23 protein-coding genes are annotated in these 24,277 nt (G+C 27.4%); 12 read left to right on the forward strand and 11 right to left on the reverse strand.

All coding sequences use genetic code 11. The features are described 5' to 3' along the window. Positions 1-32 precede the first annotated feature (32 nt). Positions 33-422, reverse strand: coding sequence for a DUF1893 domain-containing protein (locus DB723_RS02130; protein WP_004789512.1), 390 nt, complete (start codon positions 420-422; stop codon positions 33-35). A 115-nt stretch (positions 423-537) separates the two neighbouring features. On the opposite strand from DB723_RS02130, the gene DB723_RS02135 reads away from it, so the two are divergent. From DB723_RS02135 to DB723_RS02145, 3 genes are all read left to right on the forward strand, one after another. Continuing rightward, positions 538-1,155 carry a YigZ family protein gene (locus DB723_RS02135; RefSeq protein ID WP_151552157.1) on the forward strand — a complete coding sequence of 206 codons (618 nt, stop codon included), beginning with the start codon at positions 538-540 and terminating at the stop codon, positions 1,153-1,155. A 98-nt stretch (positions 1,156-1,253) separates the two neighbouring features. After that, entirely contained in the window at positions 1,254-2,006 is a 753-nt protein-coding gene (locus DB723_RS02140; RefSeq protein ID WP_151552159.1) for a ParA family protein, read from the forward strand. A gap of 2 nt (positions 2,007-2,008) precedes the next feature. Further along, complete coding sequence (locus tag DB723_RS02145) at positions 2,009-2,722, forward strand: hypothetical protein (RefSeq protein WP_151552161.1); 714 nt, start codon at positions 2,009-2,011, stop codon at positions 2,720-2,722. 269 nt (positions 2,723-2,991) lie between these two features. On the opposite strand, the gene DB723_RS02150 is transcribed toward DB723_RS02145, so the two are convergent. The 3 genes from DB723_RS02150 to gyrB form a co-directional block, all read right to left on the reverse strand. Continuing rightward, positions 2,992-3,774: a ParB/RepB/Spo0J family partition protein gene (locus DB723_RS02150; RefSeq protein ID WP_151552163.1), complete on the reverse strand. Its 783-nt coding sequence runs from the start codon at positions 3,772-3,774 to the stop codon at positions 2,992-2,994. 118 nt (positions 3,775-3,892) lie between these two features. After that, entirely contained in the window at positions 3,893-6,325 is a 2,433-nt protein-coding gene (gyrA, locus tag DB723_RS02155) for a DNA topoisomerase (ATP-hydrolyzing) subunit A (RefSeq protein ID WP_151552165.1), read from the reverse strand. A gap of 11 nt (positions 6,326-6,336) precedes the next feature. Continuing rightward, a complete protein-coding gene (gyrB, locus tag DB723_RS02160; protein WP_151552167.1) occupies positions 6,337-8,241 on the reverse strand; it encodes a DNA topoisomerase (ATP-hydrolyzing) subunit B in 1,905 nt (634 codons plus the stop codon). Positions 8,242-8,423: 182 nt separating this feature from the next. Here gyrB and dnaA point away from each other — a divergent pair, with 182 nt between their 5' ends. The 9 genes from dnaA to fbaA all read left to right on the forward strand — a co-directional run bounded on the left by dnaA (position 8,424) and on the right by fbaA (position 16,936). Further along, positions 8,424-9,890 (forward strand): chromosomal replication initiator protein DnaA, encoded by a 1,467-nt coding sequence (gene dnaA, locus DB723_RS02165; RefSeq protein WP_151552169.1) that lies wholly within the window; start codon positions 8,424-8,426, stop codon positions 9,888-9,890. Positions 9,891-10,077: 187 nt separating this feature from the next. Continuing rightward, complete coding sequence (dnaN, locus tag DB723_RS02170; protein ID WP_151552171.1) at positions 10,078-11,241, forward strand: DNA polymerase III subunit beta; 1,164 nt, start codon at positions 10,078-10,080, stop codon at positions 11,239-11,241. A 90-nt stretch (positions 11,242-11,331) separates the two neighbouring features. Further along, a complete protein-coding gene (locus DB723_RS02175) occupies positions 11,332-11,631 on the forward strand; it encodes a hypothetical protein (RefSeq protein ID WP_151552173.1) in 300 nt (99 codons plus the stop codon). Positions 11,632-11,722: 91 nt separating this feature from the next. Next, the gene (rpmH, locus tag DB723_RS02180) at positions 11,723-11,878 is read left to right on the forward strand and encodes a 50S ribosomal protein L34 (RefSeq protein WP_004789541.1); all 156 of its coding nucleotides are present in this window, start codon (positions 11,723-11,725) and stop codon (positions 11,876-11,878) included. Then, the gene (gene rnpA / locus DB723_RS02185; protein ID WP_151552175.1) at positions 11,859-12,194 is read left to right on the forward strand and encodes a ribonuclease P protein component; all 336 of its coding nucleotides are present in this window, start codon (positions 11,859-11,861) and stop codon (positions 12,192-12,194) included. Before rpmH ends, rnpA begins: the two co-directional genes overlap by 20 nt. A 10-nt stretch (positions 12,195-12,204) precedes the next feature. Further along, positions 12,205-13,839, forward strand: a complete 1,635-nt coding sequence (yidC, locus tag DB723_RS02190; protein WP_151552177.1) for a membrane protein insertase YidC — start codon at positions 12,205-12,207, stop codon at positions 13,837-13,839. Between the two features lie 12 nt (positions 13,840-13,851). Continuing rightward, entirely contained in the window at positions 13,852-14,580 is a 729-nt protein-coding gene (gene jag / locus DB723_RS02195) for an RNA-binding cell elongation regulator Jag/EloR (RefSeq protein ID WP_151552179.1), read from the forward strand. A gap of 45 nt (positions 14,581-14,625) precedes the next feature. Further along, positions 14,626-15,693, forward strand: coding sequence for an NAD-dependent epimerase (locus DB723_RS02200; protein WP_151552181.1), 1,068 nt, complete (start codon positions 14,626-14,628; stop codon positions 15,691-15,693). A 163-nt stretch (positions 15,694-15,856) separates the two neighbouring features. Further along, positions 15,857-16,936, forward strand: coding sequence for a class II fructose-bisphosphate aldolase (gene fbaA, locus DB723_RS02205; protein WP_151552183.1), 1,080 nt, complete (start codon positions 15,857-15,859; stop codon positions 16,934-16,936). 332 nt (positions 16,937-17,268) lie between these two features. Here fbaA and aspS read toward each other — a convergent pair whose 3' ends face one another. From aspS to DB723_RS02240, 7 genes are read right to left on the reverse strand one after another with little or no spacing between them, the layout of a single operon-like run. Beyond that, positions 17,269-19,029, reverse strand: a complete 1,761-nt coding sequence (gene aspS, locus DB723_RS02210; RefSeq protein ID WP_151552186.1) for an aspartate--tRNA ligase — start codon at positions 19,027-19,029, stop codon at positions 17,269-17,271. 3 nt (positions 19,030-19,032) lie between these two features. Further along, entirely contained in the window at positions 19,033-21,138 is a 2,106-nt protein-coding gene (locus tag DB723_RS02215) for a cation:proton antiporter domain-containing protein (protein WP_151552188.1), read from the reverse strand. Further along, positions 21,135-21,416 (reverse strand): HPr family phosphocarrier protein, encoded by a 282-nt coding sequence (locus DB723_RS02220; RefSeq protein WP_151552190.1) that lies wholly within the window; start codon positions 21,414-21,416, stop codon positions 21,135-21,137. Before DB723_RS02220 ends, DB723_RS02215 begins: the two co-directional genes overlap by 4 nt. Positions 21,417-21,428: 12 nt before the next feature. Next, entirely contained in the window at positions 21,429-21,722 is a 294-nt protein-coding gene (locus DB723_RS02225) for an HPF/RaiA family ribosome-associated protein (RefSeq protein ID WP_151552192.1), read from the reverse strand. Continuing rightward, the gene (gene rpoN / locus DB723_RS02230) at positions 21,712-22,971 is read right to left on the reverse strand and encodes an RNA polymerase factor sigma-54 (protein ID WP_151552194.1); all 1,260 of its coding nucleotides are present in this window, start codon (positions 22,969-22,971) and stop codon (positions 21,712-21,714) included. Before rpoN ends, DB723_RS02225 begins: the two co-directional genes overlap by 11 nt. 2 nt (positions 22,972-22,973) lie before the next feature. Next, positions 22,974-23,507, reverse strand: coding sequence for a chromate transporter (locus DB723_RS02235; protein ID WP_151552196.1), 534 nt, complete (start codon positions 23,505-23,507; stop codon positions 22,974-22,976). After that, entirely contained in the window at positions 23,504-24,103 is a 600-nt protein-coding gene (locus DB723_RS02240) for a chromate transporter (RefSeq protein ID WP_151552198.1), read from the reverse strand. Before DB723_RS02240 ends, DB723_RS02235 begins: the two co-directional genes overlap by 4 nt. Positions 24,104-24,277 lie beyond the last annotated feature (174 nt).

Below are 24,277 nucleotides of genomic sequence, written 5' to 3' on the forward strand. Positions count from 1 at the left end.
AACATAGCTTAATTATTTTAATTTGCATAATTTTATAAATTATTAACTATAATGCCTCTTTTAATCATATACTTATAAACTTCTTCGGGATTTTCTAAGCTTTCAATCAAATTTTCTGCCCTGTCATTTATTTTTTCAACTAATTTCTTATAAGCCACTTTTATTCCTCTACTTTCTAAAAAATCCTTTGCCGGTTGAGAAACAACCCCAGCTTGAACATTTTGAAGCCCTATATTATAAATAATAATAGCTGCCGCCTTACCCACGACTTTATCATAAATCTCAAGTCCTTCTTTATTTTGAATATACTTATTGATAAAATTATCTACTTCCAAAAGGGGCTTCAACCCCCTTTCCATGTTAGAATAAAGTATTTTATGATCTTTAAATAACCTTAATGTTGGATTCAAGCCTGATATCATTTTTACCCCTTTTCTGGAACATGCTTTACAATAATCGATAAAAAGCAAACAATATTAATAATATACATAAATAATAAATACTGCAATATATAAAAAGATAGTATACTTACGTTATATGATATTTGTGCCAAAAAACAATACTAATTCTAAAATTGAAATAAAAAAATCTATCTTTGTTTCATATATTTTTAATATTGAAAAAAAAGAAGATATAAATAAAACTATTAAAAAATACAAAATAAAATTTAAAAATGCTACGCATGTAGTTTATGGATTTAGAATTGGAAATAAGAACTCATTCCTAAATGGAATGAGTGATGACAAAGAACCTAATTTAACAGCTGGAAAGCCCACATTAGATGCCATAATACATAATAATTTAACTGATACCTTAATAATCACATTGCGATATTTTGGAGGTACCTTGCTTGGCAGGGGAGGATTAACAAAGGCATATTACAGATCCGCAAAAGAAGTTATTAAAAATACTGCTATAATAGAAAAAGAGGAATTGGAAATTTTAAATTTAAATTTAAATTACAATCAATACAATTCACTATTAAAAATGAAAAATAAGCTTGAAATAGAAATAACAGATTCAAACTTTTCAAACAAAATAAACACCTCAATTAAATTTAAAACAAAAAATAAACAAAAAATATCAGAATTTTTCATAGAAACTGGATTAATTCCAGAAATTTTAAAGCTTAATGAAAAAAAATGCAAATGCTAAACAATCAAATATTTAAAAAATTACTTTAAAGCATTATTATTTTTAGCATTTATGTTTTAAAATATAAAAACAAAAAGAAATAAAAAGAGAAAATTTATATGAAAATAATATCTGTAATCAATCAAAAAGGGGGTGTAGGAAAAACCACAAGCGCCATTAATATTTCTTATTCAATGACCCTGCTTAATAAAAAAATTCTTCTAATAGATATTGATTCACAAGGAAATTCTACTAGTGGCACAAACACATCAGAACATATAATTGAAAACTCGAGTTATGAACTTATTAACAAAAAAATAAAGATTAAACCTTTAAATCATTTTACATTAGATATAATTCCATCCAGCATTAAATTAGCTTTATTAGAAAAAGAATTAATCAATGAACTCTCAAGAGAAAATTTTCTAAAAAATGCATTAACACTGTACGAAAAAGATAAATATGATTTTATTATTATTGACTGTCCCCCCACACTTTCAATATTAACTATAAATGCTCTTATTGCAAGCAATTACTTATTAATACCAATTGAAACAGAATTTTTTGCATTTGAAGGTATAAATCAGCTAATAGACACAATAAATACTGTAAAGCAATTAAATAAAAATTTAGAGATTGCTGGTGTTTTTATAAACAAATATGATATAAGAAACAAAAGTAAAGAAAAATATATAAGCTCATTAAAAAAAGTTTTTAAAGAAAAACTTTTAAATACGAAAATAAGGAAAAATATAGCCATTTCAAAATCTCAAGAAGCAAAAATACCCGTATATGAATATGACAAAGAAAGTAATGCTGCAAAAGATTTCTTAGAACTCTCAAAAGAAATAATCAAAAAAATCAAGGAATAACTATGTCTGACAATCTAGAAACTTTAATGTTTCTAATGGGGAAAAAATTAGAAACATCTTCTAACAATTCGGAAAATATCGAAAAAAAAGAAATTATTTCGATTGAAAACAAAAACTTTGACTACAACAAGCTAGATAAAAATATCTCTGATTTTTTAAAAAAAAAACAATATGAAATTTTCAATATTTTTAATAATACTTATACAAAAATTGGAAAGATACTTAAAGAGACTCAAGACAAATTGAAAGGAAGCAATCAATATAACGGACTTTTTTATCAATGGTTCAAAAGCATGGGATTTAAAAAAGACAAAGTTTACGCTTTAATATCAAGATACAATCTGCTTATCGAAAATTCCGACAAGCAACTCACTATAGAAAAATTACCATTATCATTATCATATGAAATATCGAAAAAATCTTGCCCTTCTATCTTAAAAACTGAAGTTTTAAATGGCAAAATAAATTCTTTAAAAGAATTTAAAATTATCTATAAAAAAAATTTTAATTTAAAGAATACACACAAATCGCTGCTTAATAAAAATAAACAATATGAAAATGAGATAAAAGAAATATTAGATTTCATATTAAAAAATATAACAGAATTAAAAAATATTGAATTAAACAAATTAAACAAAGAAAACTTAAAATTATTTTTTAATTCTATTTCAGAAATAAAGAAAAAAATAAAACATATTAAAAATAGTTCTATCTAAATTTGCAACTACGCTAATAAGTATATACAAAATATATATTCTTATTGTTCATTTTGTAATAAATATTAAATTATTTTTACTTCTAAATTTAACCATAAATAAAAAATATAAACTTTACTCTTCATTTAAAGCTTAAGATTTTTTTAAAAAACTAAACAATTTTAATAAAACAAGATTTAAAATTTACGTATTGAGACAAATGCATAAAAATAAAAACTATCATAAAATTAAGAAAAGATATTTTACAATCTTTAAATTATAAAAACGATTTAGCCAATATGACCAAAAAAGGAAACAATCCTTCTTAAATCGCCCTCTGTAAAATACTTTATCTCTATTTTTCCTTTATTTTGATTCCCCTTAATATCTATTTTTGTTTGGATTTTATCAAATAAAAATTCCTTTATATTGCTTAAAAAGGGATCTTGTTCCGATTCCTCTTTTTTTACTATGGATTTATAAAAATTTCTAACATATTTTTCTGCATCTCTTACAGAAATTTTTTTTTTTAGTATCATTAAATAAAGATTATACCTATCTTGTTTATCTTTTAAAGATAAAATAACTTTAGCATGCCCAAAAGAAATTTCTTTCCTATGTATTGCATTTAATATTTCTTGTTCAAGATCTAAAATTCTAACTAAATTTGATATATAAGCTCTGCTTTTGCCAATTTTTTCAGATAAATCCTTTTGAGTTAAAGAATATTTATTCATTAGATTTTTATAGGCATAGGCTTCCTCAACAGGTGTAAAATCTTCTCGTTGAATATTTTCAACCAAAGGCATAAAATCTTTATAAAATTCTTTTATGTTAACCTCGATAACAGGAATATTTGTCATCTGAACAAGTTTAGCAGCCCTAAACCTTCTTTCTCCTACTATTATTTTATATCTCTCATTTGTTTTACAAACAATTAAGGGTTGCAAAATTCCATTTTCTTTTATAGAAATACCTAACTCTTCTAATTCAACAAGACTAATAGATTTCCTTGGTTGATCATTGTCAATATCTAAAAGCTGAATATCTATCATTTTAAAAACTCCATCCATATTGTCAAAACCTCCTACAACACAAAATTTTACCAGGTTATATTATTTAATTACAATTTAAGAATAAAAAAAAAGAATGTTCCACGTGGAACATTCTTTAATAAGAAAAACCAATTCTCTATTTAATAAATTTTGAAACAGAAACCAAGTTATCATTATCAAGAAATAATACTTGAATTCCTCTAGCATCTTTACCTTGTTCAGACACTTTCCCAGCTAATGTTCTTAAAGCTTTTGAACGTTTACTTACAAGCAAAATTTCATCATCTTCTGAAACTGCTATAGCATCAACAACACTACCCGCTTTTTTATCAGATTTTTTATAACTAGTATAACCAGTAGCCCCTCTTTTAAGCTCAGATACTTTAGAAATGCTTAATCTTTTTCCATATCCATTCTCAGAAATAATCAAAAGATAAGGATTTTCTCTAATGGCCAAAACTTTAACAAAAATATCGCCTTCTTTTAATTTCATTCCACAAACGCCTTGAGTCCCCCTATTAGTAAGCCTAATATCTCTTGAATTAAATATAAATGCACTACCCCTTTTAGAAAGACAAATTATTTTTTCATCCTTAAAAACAATCTCTGCACTTGTAACAAAATCTTTATCATTAAGTTTAATAACAATAACACCTCTTGACTTTACTGTTTTAAAATCTGTAGATTCGAATCTAGCTATCTTTCCACTTGCGGTTGTAAGCAATAAATAGGAATTATCAGTAAAATCCTTACTATTCTTAATAGTTAATATTTCTTCTTGATCTCCCAAATTAATAAGCTCACTAATATTTTGACCTTTTGAGGCTCTTGAAGAATCTTTTATTTCATAAGCATTGATTAAATAAAGTTTTCCTTCATTTGAAATCATAAATAAATAATCATGAGTATTGACACATAGAGCAACAACAATCTCATCTCCATCATTAAGATCAAAAGAATTAAGACCTTTTCCTCCTGTACCTTGTAATTTATACTCATTTTGTGAAAGTCTTTTAAGGAAACCTTTCTTTGTAAGCATAACAACGATATTTTCTTTTTGCATTAAATCCGACATACTAGTTTTTAAAACCTCCTCATCATAAATTATTTTAGTTCGACGTTCATCGCCAAATTTTAAACCTAAATTTATAGTTTCTTCTCTTATGATATTAATAATCCTTATTGGATTCAAGAGAATATCTTCATAATCTTTTATTAAACTTAAAAGTACATTAAGCTCTTCTTCAAGCTTAAAAATCTCAAGAGCTGAAAGCTTTTGCAACTTCATATCAAGAACTGAATTGGCCTGAATCTCTGAAAGGCCAAAATTTACAACAAGCCTCTCCTTTGCATCTTTTACTAATTTAGATGATTTAATAATTTTAATAACTTCATCTATATTATTTAAAGCAATATTCAATCCCTCAAGAATATGCGCTTTCTCTTTTGCCTTTCTCAGGTCAAATTCAATACGTCTTTCGATAATATTCTTTCTATGCTCAATAAATTTAAATAATAACTCTTTCAAATTCAACTGCTTGGGGATACCATCAACAAGAGCTAGATTATTTATACTAAAATGTTTTTTAAATTCAGTATATTCATAAAGCAAATTCATAATAACATGGGGATCAAATCCTCTCTTAACTTCAAGAACTATCCTAATCCCTTCTCTATCAGACTCATCTCTTATATCCAAAAGTCCTTCTAGCTTTTCTTCTTTTGCCAAAAGTGCAACTTTCATAAGAAGTGTAGATTTGTTTACTGTATAAGGTATTTCTGTAACAATGATGGCATTTTTGTCTTCTGTTCTTTCTTCAATATGATATCTCGCCCTAATAACAACGCTTCCCTTGCCAGTTTTATATGCTTTAATTAAATTATCATTATAAACAATCTCTCCAAAAGTTGGAAAATCGGGGCCTTTGACTATCTTGAGCAAATCAAATATAGAAACATTCTCATTATCCAACATATAAACAATAGCATCACAAATTTCCCTTAAATTATGAGGGGCCATGTTAGTAGCCATTCCAACAGCAATTCCACTGGCACCATTTACTAAAAGAAATGGAAATGATGAGGGCATAATCTCGGGCTCACTTAAAGAATCATCATAATTGGATTTAAAATTAACAGTCTCTTTATCTATGTCCTTAACAATATATTCAGTTATTCTTTCCATTTTAGCTTCAGTATATCGCATAGCAGCAGGAGGATCTCCATCAATAGATCCAAAATTTCCCTGTCCCCGTATTACAGGATATCTAAGTGAAAAATCTTGAGCTAACCTTACAAGCGCATCATAAATTGATTGATCCCCATGAGGATGATATTTCCCAAGAACATCTCCTACTATTCTTCCAGCTTTTTTAAAAGCTTTATCAGAACGAAGTCCCATCTCATACATAGAATAAAGTATTCTCCTGTGAACTGGCTTAAGACCATCTCTTGCATCCGGAAGAGCTCTGGAAACAATAACCGACATTGCATAATTTAAATAAGAAGTTTTTATTTCATCTTCTATCTTAGTATTTAATATTTGTTCTTCATTTTCTCCAACTGCCATTAACGCTCCAATTACACATCAAGATTAATTACATTAAGTGCATTCTGTTCAATAAATTCTTTTCTAGGCTCAACTAAATCTCCCATAAGAGTAACAAAAATTTTTTCAGCTTCAACAGCATCATCTATACTCATTAATCTCATTTTTCTTCTAGCAGGATCCATAGTAGTTTCCCAAAGCTGCGTTGGATTCATCTCTCCAAGCCCTTTATATCTCTGAAGAGAAATACTATTTCGATTTTTGGTTTCAATAGAATCTAAAAATTTTTCTTTTTCTTTCTCGTCATAAAAATAATGAATTTGATTGTCATACTTTATTTTATAAAGAGGAGGCATTGCTATATATATATATCCATTTTCAATTAAATCTCTCATATACCTAAAGAAAAAAGCTAAAAGCAAAGTTCTAATATGAGACCCATCAACATCAGCATCTGCCATAATAATGATTTTGTGGTAACGAAGCTTTGTAATATCAAAAGTTTTACCAACTCCTGCACCAAGAGATGCAATTATAGGAATAAGCTTATCATTGGTGATTACCTTATCTTCTCTTGTTTTCTCAACATTAAGCATTTTTCCCCATAATGGCAAAATAGCCTGAAAGAATCTATTTCTACCCATTTTAGCACTTCCTCCAGCAGAATCGCCTTCTACAATATAGATCTCTCTTTCCAAAGGATTTTTAGAAGCACAATCTGCCAATTTTCCAGGCAATGCCAAGCTTTCAAATGCATTTTTTTTTCTTTCTGATTCTCTTGCTTTTCTTGCAGCCTCACGAGCACGAGCAGCTTTTATTGCTTTTCCAAGAATCATGTCTATCTCTAAAGGATTTAAATTAATAATTTCTAATAAATGCTCATATACAATAACCTCAACTATTTTCTTTATCTCGGAATTGCCAAGCTTGCTTTTTGTTTGGCCTTCAAATTGAGGTTCCGGAACTTTGACAGAAATAACAGCTGTAAGCCCCTCTTTAAAATCGTCTCCTGTAAGACTTGGAATATCCTTTTTACTTATTTTTGAATTTTTAAAAGCTTCGTTCATGGCCTTAGTAAGTCCGCTTCTAAAGCCCAAAACATGGGTCCCTCCATCTCTTGTATTAATATTATTAACAAAAGAAAGAATATTGTCAGAATAGCTTTCAGTCCATTTAAGCCCAACATTAACAATAACCTCATTAATACAGCCATCAATATAATAAGATTCTGATTGAAAAACTTTACTGTCATTAGTTAAATAATCTACAAAAGATTTAATTCCGCCTTCAAAATAAAATTTTGAAGACTTTTCTTTACCAAATCTTTTATCTTCAATTGAAATGTGTATTTTGTCATTTAAAAAAGCAAGTTCTTTAAGCCTTTTTTCAAGAACATCGAAATTATAATCTAAAGTTTCAAAAATGTCAGAATCTGCTAAAAAAGTAACCTTAGTTCCCGTAATGAAAGATTCTCCTACAACTTCTACTTTAGAAGTTGGAATGCCTTTTGAAAAAGTCTGTCTATAAATTTTTCCATCTCTATTAACATAAACTTCTAAAAACGAAGACAAGGCATTTACAACCGAAATTCCAACACCATGAAGTCCCCCAGAAACTTTATACGTGCCTTTATTAAACTTACCACCAGAATGCAGTTTTGTCAAAACAAGTTCAAGAGCACTAATTCCCTCTTCTTCATGAATATCAGTGGGAATCCCTCTACCATTATCAATTACAGTTATACTATTATCTAAATTAATAATAACATCTATTTTATCACAAAACCCAGCTAAAGACTCATCAATACTATTATCAACCACCTCATAAACCAAATGATGCAACCCACTAGCAGAAATAGAACCTATATACATGCCAGGCCTTTTCCTAACAGCTTCAAGTCCTTTTAAGACCTGAATGTTACTAGCAACATAATTCATAAACCTTCCATTCAATTAAAATCTAGACACAAATAAATTTTACATTAAAAAAAAAATAATATCTATTACACACAAAATACCAAAATTTTTAAAAACTCAAAAACAATTTAAATAGAATCCTAATTTAACATTATACTATATAATGTTAAAAGTATAGTACTAAAACCCACAAGGACAAAAAAATGGAAAAATTAAAAAATATATGGAGCTTGATTTTAACAGAAATAAAAAAAGAATTATCAGAAGAAGAGTTTTATGTTTGGTTTGAAAATTTGTGCTTTTTAGAATCAATAGGAGACAATATCAAAATATCCGCTCCAAATTTATTTCACAAAAATCAAATAGAAAAAAGATTTGCAAAAAAAATCAAAGAAATACTCACAAAAAACGGCCACAATGATGTAGTCATTGAGTTTACAAATCAAACACCTAAAACTTACTCTGGCAAACAAGAAAGCAATAAAACAGCTTTTAGTGAAACTTTTTCAAATCTCAACACTTCCAAAAAAAACACACTCTATAAAGAACCGGTTCAAAGCATTAAAGATCGAATAACAATGTATATTAAAAAAGAAGAGGGGCCTACAAATTTTAAAAATCCCTTTCTTAAAAAAAAATATACATTTGAAAATTTTATCATAGGGCCAAATAATAAGCTTGCATACAATGCCAGCTTGTCAATCTCAAAAAATCCTGGTAAAAAATATAATCCATGTTTAATTTACGGTGGAGTTGGGCTTGGTAAAACACATTTGCTTCAAAGCATAGGAAACAAAACAGAAGAATTGCATCATAACCTAAAGATATTATACGTTACTGCTGAAAATTTTTTAAATGAATTTGTAGAAAGCATAAAGACACACGAAACAAAACAATTTAAAAAAAAATATAGATACTTAGACATGCTGCTTATAGACGATATCCACGACTTACAAAAAAAAGAAGGCATACAAGAAGAGCTTTTTCACACATTTAATGCCCTTTATGAAGACAATAAACAATTAGTATTCACATGTGACCGATCTCCTTTTGAACTTACAAACTTTACAGATCGACTAAAAAGCAGATTCACAAGGGGGCTAAATGTTGATATATCAAAACCCAATTTCGAACTAAGAGTAGCTATTATTGAAAAAAAAGCAGAAGAGGATGGTATAAAAGTGCCTAAAGATATACTTAATCTAGTTGCTCAAAAAGTTACAACAAATGTAAGAGACCTTGAAGCTGCTGTAACAAAGCTAAAAGCATATATAGATTTAGACAATATAGAAATTGACATTGAAACTGCTGAAAAAATAATCAAAGAAATAATAATTTACGAAAAAGAAACAACAAATGAACCAAACAGTAAAATCAATATCGAAAATATAAAAAAAATACTCTTAAGAGAGCTAAAAATTGCACATAAAGACATTGAAGGACATAGTAAAAAACCAGAAATCACAAAAGCTAGACATATTTATGCTTACCTTTTGAGGAATTTTACAGAGCTATCGACAGTTGAAATTGGGAAAATTATTGGAGGGAAAACACATTCAACAGTACTTTATTCAATAAATAAAATAGATAGAGATAGAAATAATGATAAAGAAATCAACAATTTAATCACAGAACTTATGAACAAAATAAAAAAAAACAAACCTAATTGAAAAATCAAAAATTCTTTTAAACAATTGAAACAAATAATTTATCAAAAATACAACAAACAATTCAACAAGATATTTCCTTGCTTTACAAAACATTAAGTACAATTAAACAATCAAACAGATGCTTACTACTATTACTATTATTAATATACAAAAAAACAAAATGTAATAAAATATATAAGGAGATATTATGATAAATAACACATTTTTTATTTGCGAAACAAATCAAATCATAAATGAAATAGAAAAAGCAAAAGGAATAATATTGAATAGAAACATGAATGATATTTGGAGCGCAGTGTTGATTGAAGTAAAAAGATCTGCTCTTATAATTAAATCGACAGATAGAAATATTTTTTTTGAAAGCATAATTCCAATTTTTTCAGAAACAGATTTTAAGGTATTAATTAATGCATCAAATTTTTATGATGCACTAAAAGCATTCAGTTTTTACAAAAAAATTAAAATAGCTTTTAATAAGAATAAAAGTAAATTGGAAATCATGGAAGAATTAAAAGACGAAGACAAAGAGAAAGAGCACGAAGATCATTTAAAAGAACCTACCTTTTCATCCGAAGAAATAGAAAATTACAATTATGATTTGGTTAATGAAGATTATATTTTTGAAATCGAAGTAAAACAAAAATCTTTGAAAAAAATAATAAACAGAATAGCTTTTTCAGCACATATTGATGAATCTAAGAATGTATTAAATGGTGTGTATTTTACAAAGGATGAAAATTCAAAGTTATTACTTGTTTCTACTAATGGGCACAGAATGTCTATTTTTAGAACAGAAGTTACAGTTGAAAAAGATGCGAATTTTATAGTTCCTGTAAAAATATTCAATTTCTTGAAACATCTTATGTCAGGAGAAGGCATAGTTAAAATAAAATTTTCTGATAAAAAATTTTATGTTGAATTTGATAATTATAAAATAGCTTGCAGCTTGATTAATGGTAATTATCCTGATTACAGGAGTATTATACCTAAAGAACAAAAAAATAAATCTTTGGTTTCTGTGGGAATTTTAAAAGATAGACTCTCAAGAGTCAATTTATATGTTGATAAGTCAAGAAAGTTGGTTCTGACTTTTTCTGAACTTCAATTAAAGCTTCTTGGAGAAGATTTAATTACTGGAAGAAAAGGTGAATTTTTTATTAAAAGTCCTAACTATTTGTATGACGGAGAAGATGAAGTTATGGCTATCAATATTTCATATTTTGTTGAAGCTATTGGTGTCTTTGAAACTTCAAAGATAGAAATACAATTTAATTCGGGCAATGTATTAAAATTGAGTGAGCCTGAAAATTTTAATTTTATGCACTTGATAATGCCCATGTCTTTAGGTTAAAGTGAATTATCAATGTGATTTTGAATATTAAAATAAGCTTTCTAAAGGTTATTCAATATTGTTTTTTGAATTGTGGTATAAAAAATTGTTATGAATAATTCTTCTTTTAAAAAAATGAGCAATGTTCTAAAAAATTATTTAGAATCTAATTTATTTGTTAATAAAAAAATAAGTTCAAAATTATTGATTGCTGACAACTGGAATAAAATCTTTAAGATTTTATCAGATGATGTAAAATTTTTAGATTTTAAAAATGAGCAGGTTCTTTTTCTTGAGGTAGGTAATTCAAGTATTTTGTATAGTATATCAATTAATAAATCAAAGATAATAAATTCAATAAAAGAATTAACGGGGATTAAAATAATAGATATAAAGATTTTGGTAAGGTAATTATTATTGACAATCGTATTTATATACTATACCATGGTAGTGTTAAATTTGCAGCTTAGTAGCGGGAAATTGTTTTTAATGGAGGAGTGTTTTGAAAAGGACTTATCAGCCCAGTCGTGTTAAAAGAAATAGAAAATTTGGCTTTAGAGCTAGAATGAAGACTAAAGGTGGAAGACTTATTCTTTCAAGGCGAAGGGCAAAAGGAAGAATAAAATTAACTGTTTCTGATGAAAAAAAGAAATATTAGTCTAAAATCAAAAATAGAAATTCAAAAAATTTTCAAAGAAGGTAATTTGATTAGATTTACTAATCTTAATCTAAAAGTGTTTTATAAATCAAATCATTTGATTTATTCTAGGCTTCTTGTTACCTTTTCTAAAGGTTTTAAGGGGGCCGTTAAAAGAAATCACATTAGAAGGCTTTTTAAAGAGGCTTTTAGGAAAAGATTAGAATTGTTAGAAGGTAAGGCAATAGATATTATTTTTGTAGTTTCTTATAGTAGATTAAATTTGACATATTTAAATATTGAATCTCTTATTAAAAATTTAGTTTTAATGGTGTAAAGGGGTGTAAGTGAGCCAAAGCAAAAGAATTTTAAGAGCAGTTTATTTGTCTTTATTTTCAATAGGTCTTTTTATGCTCATTAATGATCTTTTTTTCTTCAGCAGGCAAAGTTTTAAGTCTTATAACAAGGAGGTTCATTTTGATTTAAACAAAAGCTTTGATGATAATGCAATGTTTTTAAGCAACAGTAATAGCTTTAATTTGATTAATAAGTCTCAAAATATCGTTATAGAAACAGGCATATACTTTGCTACTTTCTCCACATTTAAAGGGAATTTGGTTTCATTAAAGCTTAAAAATCATTTAAATTTGGAAAAAGATCCTACAGATTTGATTAGTATTGATTATAAAAATGAAACTTTTTTTGATGTTAGTTTTGACCATTTGGTAGAGGATTTGTTTTTGTATAAAAAAATAGATGATTTTAATCATGAATTTAAAGCTTATTTTAAAAATAATGGCAAAACTTATGAATATATAAAGAGGTATACATTTTCGAAAAAAAATGAATATTTGATGAAATTTAAAGTTACTGTAAATAGTCTTGAGAATTATAATTTGCTTGATATTGATTCTTATAGAATTATTTTTAGTTCTGAAATTGAAAAATTGAGTGATAAAGCTAAGCTGCAATATAATAATTATTTATCTCAATTAATTTATTATGATAATAAGCTTAAATATGGTAAAGATGGGCTAAAAATTAATAATCCTAGATGGATTGGTTCTAGCACTAAGTATTTTGGGGTGTTGGTTTCTAAAGAAAATATGGAAGTTGAGTTTAAAAAAGAAAGAGCAATTCTCAAGTCGTTTATTGTCAATAATGTTGGAAATAAAAAAAATATTAGTGATGAGTTTTTTATTTATGCTGGACCTAAGGACAATAGATATTTAGACATTTTTGATAATAATGAAAACAATACATTTGGTTTGTCCGATATTGCTTTTGGAATGTCAGTGGAAAAGAGTTTTTGGTATTTAATTCAAGTTCCTATGCAAATAGTAATGCAAGTTTTTTATGATGTTATACCTAATTGGGGACTTTCAATTATTTTTTTGACAATTGTTGTTAGAATACTTATATTCCCCTTAACATTTAAGGGATTTAGAGCTACTGCTGAGCTTTCCAAGCTTCAACCTAAAATGAAAGAGCTTCAAGCAAAATTTAAGCATGATCCTAAGAAGTTGAATGAAGAGATGGGAAGGCTTTATAAAGAAGAAGGAGTTAATCCTCTGGGCGGATGTTTTCCTATAATTTTGCAGCTTCCTATATTTTTTGCTCTTTATTCACTTGTAAATAATTTATTTTTATTAAGAGGAGCTAGTTTTATTCCAGGATGGATTGATGATTTATCTATTGGTGACAGTATATATCATTTTGGATATAAGCTTTATGTTTTGTCTTGGACCGATATTAGGATTTTGCCTTTTATTATGATGTTTACTCAATTAGGATCCACAATTGTTAGTTCCAATCTTGATTTAAAAAATCTTGGATCACAGCAGAAGTTTTTATATTTTGGAATGCCCATTATGTTTTTTTTCATACTTTATAATGTACCATCAGGGCTTTTGATATATTGGATTACAACAAATATTTTTACTATTTTGCAGCAATACTATATAAAGATGCATTTGTCTTAAAAGGGGGATAATATGAGCTATGAATTTTACGGAAAAACCGAACAAGAAGCAATAAAAAAAGCAATGAGAGACCTAGAATTAAAAGAAGGTGAGTTTGATGTAGAAATTTTAGATAAAGAAAGGGTTGGATTCTTATTTAAGAAAGAAATGATTAAAATAAGGGTTTCTCCTCATGTAAAGGAAGTTAAAAAAGGCAGTTTTGAAATTAAAATTGGAGATGAAATTTGTGATAGAATCTTAGAATTTGTAAAAGAAATGCTAATTAAAATGGGATATTCTGTAAATTTAACAATAGAACCTAAAGAAGGGGGGCATATTAAGATTTCTATTGAGACAGATAGTCCAAATATTTTAATTGGACGAGAGGGTAAAAATTTAGATTCTTTGCAGCTTTTGACAAATATTTATACTTCTAAGCTTATTGGCGAAACTGGTACCTTTAATAGGGTTATATTGGATATTGGAGATTATAGAGAGCGATTTAAATCTAGATTCATTAATTTGGCTATAAATTCTTTTCATAAGGTCAAAAGAACTAGACGTTCTATTTTACTGCCGTCGATGAATCCTTTTGAAAGAAGAATTGTTCATACAACTTTAAATCGTTATAGTGACATAAAAACTGAAAGTGAAGGTGATGGAAATATAAAAAGAATAAGAGTTTCTTATGTTAGAAATAATAGGTACAGCAGCAATAATTCTCGTAGTTATCAAAAAAGAGATTTTGGACATAAAAAATAGATTGATGACGTTAGTTTGCATTGACTTTTAAATAGGAATAATAATATGAAGATTTTTTTAACCGGAATTGCAGGGTTTATTGGATTTCATGTAGCTAAAAAGCTTGCAGAAGAAGGACATGAAGTTTTGGGTGCAGATATATTAAATAATTATTATGAACTTAAATTTAAGCATGAAAGATTAGAAGCTCTAGGGTTTTGTTCTACGGATGTTAAAGCTCAGAATATTATTAAGAGTAAAAAATATAATAATTTAGATTTTGTTTATCTTGATATTTTAAATAAAGATAAACTATTAAAAGTTTTTGAAGAGTATAAATTTACACATGTTTGCCATTTGGCTGCTCAGGCGGGCATTAGAGATAGCCTTGAAAATCCTGATAGTTATGTTTCAATAAATATTGTTGGATTTTTTAATGTTTTAGACGCATGCAGAATTTATAAAGAAAACATCGAGCACTTTGTTTATGCTTCTACGTCATCTGTTTATGGTATAAATGAGAATATTCCGTCTAATGAAGATTCTATTACGGATCATCCTTTAAATTTATATGCAGCTAGTAAAAAATCTAACGAGATGATGGCTCATGCTTATAGTGCTTCTTTTAATATTCCCACAACAGGGCTTAGATTTTTTACAGTTTATGGAACCTATGGAAGACCCGATATGGCTTTATATTTATTTTCAGATGGAATTAAAAATGGCAATCCCATTAATGTTTTTAACGATGGAAATATGGCTAGAGATTTTACATATGTGAGTGATATTGTAAACGGTGTTTACAAAGTATTGAAAAATCCAGCCAAGAGTGATTGTAATTTTGATGTTAAAAATCCAAATTCGTCAACATCGTCTTTCCCTTACAGAATATATAATATAGGGACTGGACATGCAATTAAATTATTAGATTTTATTAAGGAGCTTGAGGCAAATTTTGATAAAAAGGCATTAAAAAATTATATGCCTATGCAAAAAGCAGATGTTGTGGAAAGTTGTTGTGATATTTCAAAGCTTAAAAATGATGTGGGGTATGAAGCTAAAGTTTCTATTAAAGAAGGAATAAAAGAATTTTCACAGTGGTATAAAATGTTAGAGTTTGATGAGAATGCTTAATTTTAAATTTTTTTGTGCAGAATGATAGATTATAATAAATTTTGTTTTTGGTTGCATAATTAATTATTCATTAATTTAAATTCAATTCTAGTTCTTGGGTGTATAATTATTTATTATAGGCATTTGATAAAAGAAAAAATGACATTAAAAGGAGCATTAGAACATGGGTGTTTTAGATAAGATTAAACCGGGTGTAGTTTATGGAAAAGAATTGCATTCTTTATATGAAATATGTAAAAAGGAAGGATTTGCTATCCCTTCTATTAATTGTATAGGAACAAATTCTATTAATGCAGTTTTGGAGGCAGCAAGAGAGATTAATTCCCCTATTATGATACAATTCTCCAACAGTGGTTCTGCTTTTATTTGTGGGAAAGGATTGAAGATGGAAAAACCACAAGGAGTTTCAATATTTGGAGCTATTTCTGGCGCTATGCATGTTCATTTGATGGCAGAACATTATGGTATTCCTGTCGTTCTTCATACTGATCATTGTGCTAAAAATTTGCTTCCTTGGGTTGAAGGACTTTTAGAGTATGGTGAGAAATATTATAGTCAGCACAAAAAGCCATTATTTTCTTCTCATATGTTGGATTTATCGGAAGAACCTATTAAAGAAAATATTGAAATTTCTAAAAAATTCTTAGAAAGAATGGCAAAAATTGAAATGTTTTTAGAAATAGAGCTTGGAATTACAGGTGGTGAAGAAGATGGAGTTGATAATTCGGACAGAGCTTCGCATGAACTATTTTCTACTCCCGAGGATATTTATTATGGATATTCAGAACTTTTAAAGATTAGCCCTAATTTTCAGATTGCAGCGGCTTTTGGGAATGTCCATGGAGTATATAAACCGGGAAATGTTAAACTTACTCCAAAAGTTTTAAAAGATGGGCAAGATTATGTGATATCAAAAGTAGGAACAAATGTTGCTAAACCAGTTTCTTATGTTTTTCATGGGGGTTCTGGATCTACAATTGGTGAAATTAATGAGGCACTCTCTTATGGGGTTGTAAAGATGAATATCGATACAGATACACAGTGGGCTGCTTGGGAAGGTGTTTTAAATTATTACAAAAAGAATGAAAGTCGTTTGCAAAGTCAATTAGGAGATGGTAAGGACTCTGATATTCCAAATAAGAAATTTTATGATCCAAGAGCTTGGTTAAGAGAAGCTGAAGTTTCCATGAAAGAACGTGTGAAGATTGCTTGCAAAAATCTTAACAATATTAATAGGAATTAAATAAAAATTGGTTAATTTTTATTTGTAAGCTGCTTTTAAAGCGGCTTTTTTTATTCTATTCTTTTTTAGACACTGAATTATAAAATTATTGATTATTTGTATTTTTTGCTTATTTTTTCATAAATTAATATTTTATTATTTAATTTTTTTAAAAAGCATTTTATTTTAGATTGACTTTATATGTTTTTATAGTGTTTTTTGTGAAAAATTAAAATTGAACTTTTAGATTTAATTATCTCAAAATAAGAGCAGGACTGTTGGAAATTTTTAATGAATATGGATTAACTGGTTTTTATAATTTAAAGGTTTATTGTATAAGTTATCTTATGAATTTAAGTGTCATTAGTAATAATATTTATTCCCAGTTCTTTGAGTTGTTCATTTGAGATTTTAGAGGGGGAATTATCTAGAGGGCTTGCTGCAAAAGAATTCTTGGGGAATAGTATTACATCTTTTATTGAACTTGATTTTGTCATTAGCATTAATAACCTGTCAATACCAATAGCAATGCCACCATGATTGGGAGCTCCATAATCTAGAGCTTTTAGGAAAAATCCAAATCTATCTTCTGATTTTTCTTTTTGAAATCCTATTATGTTAAAAATTCTTTGTTGAAGTTCTTTGTTATGTATCCTGATTGATCCTGAGCCAAGCTCTACACCATTTAAAACAAGATCGTAAATTTCACCGATTGCTTTTTTTTGATTTTTTTCTAAATTGGCAATATATTGCTTTTTGGGAAGCGAGAACATGTGGTGAGCTGGTGTATAGGTTTTTGTATTTTCGTCATATTCAAATAGTGGAAAGTCGTAGACCCATAGAAATTCAAATTTATTTTCATCTATTAGCCCAAGATCGTTTGCAATTTTTATTCTAATTTGACCCATTGCTTTGCAAGCAGTTTCCCATTTGTTATTGGCTGTAAAGAAAATTATGTCATTATTTTTTAGAGTGTAGGTTTTTATTAATTGCTGTTCTTCTGTTTTTAAAAATTTTGCAATTCCTCCAGAAAATTTATTGTTTTCAATTTTTGTAAAATAAAGTCCTTGTGTTTTGTATAGCTTTGCAATTTTTTCTAAATCATTTATTTTTGTTCTTGAGAACTTATCGGCCTTATCTTTTACTATTAAAATTTTAATTGAACCTTTATTTTTTAGGGTATCTTTGAACACATTAAATTTTGAATTTTTTAGATTGCGACTTATATCCTGTAATTCAAGTTCAAATCTAGTATCTGGTTTATCGCTTCCATATTTGTTCATTGCTTTTTTGTATGTTATTTTTTTGAATTTTTTAGGCAAGTTGATATTAAGGCAATTTTTAAATATTGAAAAAAGCATATTTTCTATTAATTTAAAAATATCTTCTTTTTTGATAAAGCTCATTTCAAGATCGAGCTGAGTAAACTCTGGCTGCCTATCTCCTCTTGAATCTTCGTCTCTATAACAACGGGCTATTTGAAAGTATTTGTCAAATCCTGCTATCATTATAAGCTGTTTGTAGAGTTGTGGAGATTGAGGTAGGGCATAAAAAGACCCTTTGTGAATTCTTGATGGAATTATGAAGTCTCTTGCGCCTTCTGGCGTTGATTTTACAAAAGTTGGAGTTTCTAGTTCTAAAAACTTTCTTTTTACTAAAAAATTTCTAATAAGATGAGTAGCCTGGCATCTTAAAATGATTTTATTTTTCAATGAATCTCTTCTTAAATCTAAGTATCTATATTCAAGTTTTGAGTTTTCACTTGCTTTATTGTCATCTTCTATCATAAATGGCAATTCGTTACACTTTGAAATAATTTCAATGTTTTTTGCCAATATTTCAAAATATCCTGTTTTCATATTTTCATTTATCATTTCAGGAGGTCTTCTGATCAATAATCCTTGAATTTTAATACAATATTCAAGTTTTATTTTTTCTGCGATCTTTAAAAGGTGTTCTTCGTTTATTAGAACTTGAACTTTTTCATATCTGTCTCTTATGTTTAGAAAGGTAAATTTTCCGTGGTGTCTAATTTTTTTTACCCAAGCATTTATTTCAACTTTTTTATTTATCAATTTTTCATTCAATTCATTACATTTGATAACTTTAAACATAATTTAGCTCACTATTATATTATAAATTTCTTTGTCTGTTTTTGCATTTAAAATTTCTTTTTTGTAAAGATCAACTTTACCCACAACAGATGCTAAAATTCTAGGATAGCTTACGTAATCTTTTGCTGGGCACAGTATTAATATAAAAACATGGCTTAAGTTCTTGTCAAGGGCATTAAAGTCAATCCCTTCGTGGCTTATTCCTATTGCAATGTGTATTTTTGAGATTAAATTTGTTTTTAAATGAGGGATAGCAAAACCTTCTTTGAGCGCAGTAGTAATTAATTTTTCTCTTTCCATTAAATCTTGGAATATTCTTTCTTTATCAATTTCAATGTTTATTACGCTTAGAAGTTCTCTGATTACATCGGCCTTATTGCTTGCTTTTAATTTTAGAATAATGTTTTCTTTTTTTATTCTTTTATTTAGGTTAATATTATTAAGGAGTTTATCATAATTTATTGAATAATCTAGTTTTTTTGCTCTTAAAGAGACTGTTTCAACTTCTTTAGTTATTTTTTCTAAATTTAAGATTGTTTCTCTAAAAAGATCTTGCATTATGATTAAATGATTGTTTGGGCATTCGAATGTGATTTTACTACCTTCGCGTTTTATTGAGAAGGATATATTATTTTTTCTTGCATTAATATATTGTGAAGAATCATTTTTAATTTGTTGTGTAAAAAATCCTTCTTTTCTTAATTCATTTTTTAAGTCCCATATAAGAATTTTAGCTAAATTATCATATTCAAATGATACGCATATGTGTGTATTTTGATCTATTGGAAGCTCCTTTTTAAGTCCGCTTTTATTTATTTTAAATAAAAAGTTTATTATGGGTGTTGCAATAATTGTTGGCAAAAATACCATTATTATTATGATTCCAAATATTTTTTGGCTAATAAATCCTGAAGATAATGCTACATTTGCCATAATAAGTGAAACTTCTCCTCTTGGGACCATTCCGGTTGCAATTTTTAATGCACCAAGTTTATTAAATCCTAAAAAGAGCGCTGGAATAAAGCAGAATATACTTTTAGTAATTATTGCTATTGCGCTAATTGCTAATCCTAAAATAAGAACTTCTTTTGAGAGTATTTCATTAATATCTGACATAAGTCCAATTGATGTAAAAAAGATTGGGATAAAAAATCTTTCAAAGATTGTTAGTTTATCTTGGATTACATATACAATGTCTGTTTTTGACATGGCAAGTCCAAATACATAAGCTCCAACAACAAAAGACATTCCCAGATTTTGGAAAATACTTGCAATGGTAAGAGCTAGAGAGAGTGTTATTACGGTTGCTAAGGTGACGCTGTTTAATTTTTTCAACAGTCTTGAGATCGTTTCTGATACATATATTAGAGAAAAAGTTAAGCATAGCCAAATTACTATGTTTTGAATTATGGCTTTGATCGAGCTTGCTATATCAAGATCTGATATAGACCTTGATATAGTTATTACACTTGTAAGCATAAGCATTGAAAGCACATCATCAATAATTGAAGTTGAGATTATTGTTACTCCTTCTGATGTGCTCATTTTTTTCTTTGCTGATAGTATGCTTGCTGCAATTCCTGCTGATGTTGGGGTTCCAATTATTCCAATAAAAAGCGAGGTTGGACTTATTAGAGGAACGTTAAAAATTATGCTAGCCATTAGTACAAAACTTGTGAAGGTGCCAACAACTTCTGTTATTCCAATAATTCCTCCGCGTGGTAAAAATTTGATAAATAATTTTAAGTCAGTTTCAAGTCCTGCTGTGAAAAGTAATATTATTGAAGCTATGGTAGATATTGCAAATATTTTTTCATTTATTAAATAATTTTCTCCTACTTGAGTTATTCCTAGTGGAAATAATAAAGGTATTTGAATTTTTCCAAAGGCATTTGGACTGAGAATTATTCCTGCTGTTATTTGTCCTATTACTTTTGGAATTCCTATTTTAGTAACTAGATTTCCTATTACAATAGATGAGATTACAATGATTGCCAGACTCATAACAAAATATGACATTTGTATTTCAATGTCATATTTTGTTGAGTATGAAAATAAAAGATTAGGTAAGTGCAGTAGCATTGCTATGTAATAAAATTTTTTGTTCATTTTTGAAGCTCTTTTGAAAAATTATATTTTAGCAAGTTTAACAAATTTTTAATTGCTAGTTTTCCTTTTTTCCCAACGACTGTTATTTTAATTTTTTCTTTGTATATTATTCCCAATATGATAATTTCTATTGTAGACTTTGCATCAGCTTTTCTGCCATCTTCTGTTGTTATTTTTATATCGCATGAAGAGTATTTGTTTGCTAATTCAGCAATGATGTTTGCTGACCTTGAATGTATTCCGTCTTTATTTATTATCTCAATTTCTAATTCTTGCATTTTTTGCTTATCTTATTTGTTGTTTTTTTTCTCTTTTTCTTTGGTTGCTGTTTTATAAAGTCTTGCCATTGCGCTGTCAATAAGATTGAGAAGTATTTTTCCATCTTCTCTTATATGTATTATTTTCCCCCAATTAAAGTGGATATGTGCGTCCAATTCAAAAAGCTCATGTTCTTTTTTGATTGTAATTTTTAAATTATCTATATGTTTTTTGATATGAGTATCAAATTTTTCTAACTTTTTGAAAATAAAAATTTTTTCACTCTCATTTAAATTATAATTAACTGTTTGAATTTTAGGTTCCATAATATGTTTTTCCTTTCTCAGATTTCAATTCATTTCTATACTTGTTAATCGTTCTTCTAGAAATACAGATTCCTTTGGATTTTAGTATATCAGAAATTGTTTTATCTGACATCTTTTTATTTATTTCTAGCAGCTTTTTTACTGTTATTTTAATGCTTAATTTTGAAAATTCATTTGTTTTTGCTCCACCAACAGAGCTAAAGAGCTCTTTGATTAGTATGGTGCCCCATTCGCATTTTAAATATTTATTTTTTATTGCTCTTGATATTGTTGATTTTGATACACTAATTTTTTTTGACAAAATGTTCAAGTTCATTGGCCTTAAACTTTTAAAGCCTCTTTTTAGAAATTCTTTTTGTAATGTATATATAGCTATTCCTATTTTTGCAAGTATTTCATCTCTGTATCGTAATGATTCGATTAACCATTTTGCTTTTTTTTGTTTTTGAGGATTTTCAGTTGTCTTTTTAAGTTCTTTTTTAAATATGTTAACTTCTTTGATTTTAATTTTAAATTTGTTATTGTGATTTATTATTAATATGTCTGGGTCAACATAAAAATTGGTGTCATTTGGGTCTTTAAATTCGTGTGTTGGGTTGGGGCTAAGCTTTTGTCTAATAATTTCTAAAGCCTTGTTAAATTCCTTACTTCTTATTTTGAGCTCTTCTTTTAACTTTTCTTGAGTTTTTTCAAGAAGTTCTGCTTTTTCAAGAATTTTAATAATATTAGCTTCTAACTTATGATGTTTTGCTTGTAAAATTAAAGATTCTATTATATTGGGTACACAAATTCCAATTGGATCAAATTTTTGAATAAGTTCAATTATTTTTTTTACTTTTTCTTTTTCTTCTTTTTTAAAAAGATCGTAAGGGTTTGTTATATAAAAACCCTTGTTGTTTAGATTGTTTATTAATATTTCACCTATTTTAAGTTCATCGTCATTTATTCTTTGTATTCTTAATTGTAGCAAAAGATGCTCTTTTAAAGAAGTGTTTGTTTGTGTTTTTTCAAGAGCTATGTCATGTTGATTTTTCATTATATCATCTTCTTTATAAAAAACTTTTTTAAATTTATGTGTTTTTAATGTTTCGAAAAATATTTTAGTTGAGTCTATTTCTAGATATTCGTTATTTTCGCTTTCTTCTAGTATAAGCCGTGTTAATTCTTTTTTATTAAGACTCAACATTTTTATTGTTTGTATTTGAGTTGAATTTAAATTTTGAGATAATCTTAATTTTTGTTTAATCATCTTTATATTAATGTATAAAAGAATCCACTAAGTATAATTACTAATGCTGGGCTTATTTTATTATAAAAATATAAAATAAAAATATTAATTCCCACAGTAGTCAAGGTTTTTAAAAGTTCTGTTTTGTCGTTATCTATTTTAATATATGTGTTTTCCATCAAGATGATTATTGTAATTATCCACAGTGCAACAATAATAGGTTTTAAATTTTCTAGACAATAATTTAAAAAGCCAATTTTGTGCAGCATTAGTAAGATTATGACCATTATAATTATTGGAGCTGTTATTAATGCTATTGTAGCAATTATTGCGCCCGCAATTCCGGCGGTTTTCATTCCAACATATGTTGCTATGTTTGTTGCAATAGGACCGGGGGTTATTCTTGATATTGTAATCATATTGACAAATTCTTCTTTTGTTATCCAATGTTTATTATTAATTATTTCATTGTTTATTATTGCAGCAATTCCATTGCCACCTCCGAAATTTAATAATCCAATTTTTAAAAAGGTAATGAATAAATTTATTAAAATCAACCGATATCCTTTTTTTCTTTACTTAATATTTTTTTTATTGTTATATATTTAAATATATATATTAAAAAGAAAATTATCAGTATATATGATATTTTTATTTTTAATTTAAGAATTGCAAAAATTACAATAAAACATATTATCCATTTTATTAAAGAATTATTTAACATTTTTTTTGAAAATTTTAAGACAACTGTTGACATTATGATAATCGAAGAGATTTTCGCACCTTCGAGAAATTTTTCTACATGTATGTTGTCTTGCACTAAGTTTAAGTAAAGGAAAACCAATATTATTGCAATAATAGAAGGTAAAATTCCTGCAACAACGAGCAAGAGTGCACATGGGAAACCTCCAAATTTTTTTCCTACTAGGAATACAAAATTAATCGCTGTAACTCCAGGAATAACATTTGATGTTGCTAATATTTTGTTAAAGTCGTCTTTAGATATTATTTTCCTTTTTTTAACAAGTATTTTTTTAAGCTCAGATATAATTATTAATCCTCCGCCAATTGTAAGTGTTGTTGTTTTAAATACAAGTAAAAATAAGTTTAGAGTTTCATATATTTTTTTTTGTTTATGCATTTGTTTTCTCAAATTTAGTAAAAACCTTTGAATACTAATTTTATCACAATTATTGTTGCAATGTGTATTTTGTTGTTAAGCAGTGACCGTGACAACATGCTTTATTATGACTTTAAAACGCGGAGCTTACTGTTTTTATTAGAGCTTTTCTATTGGGGGAGGTTTGTTTGTTTTTTTGTGTTATAA

Origin of the sequence: Borrelia maritima (assembly GCF_008931845.1) — a bacterium.
Taxonomy (GTDB): domain Bacteria; phylum Spirochaetota; class Spirochaetia; order Borreliales; family Borreliaceae; genus Borreliella; species Borreliella maritima.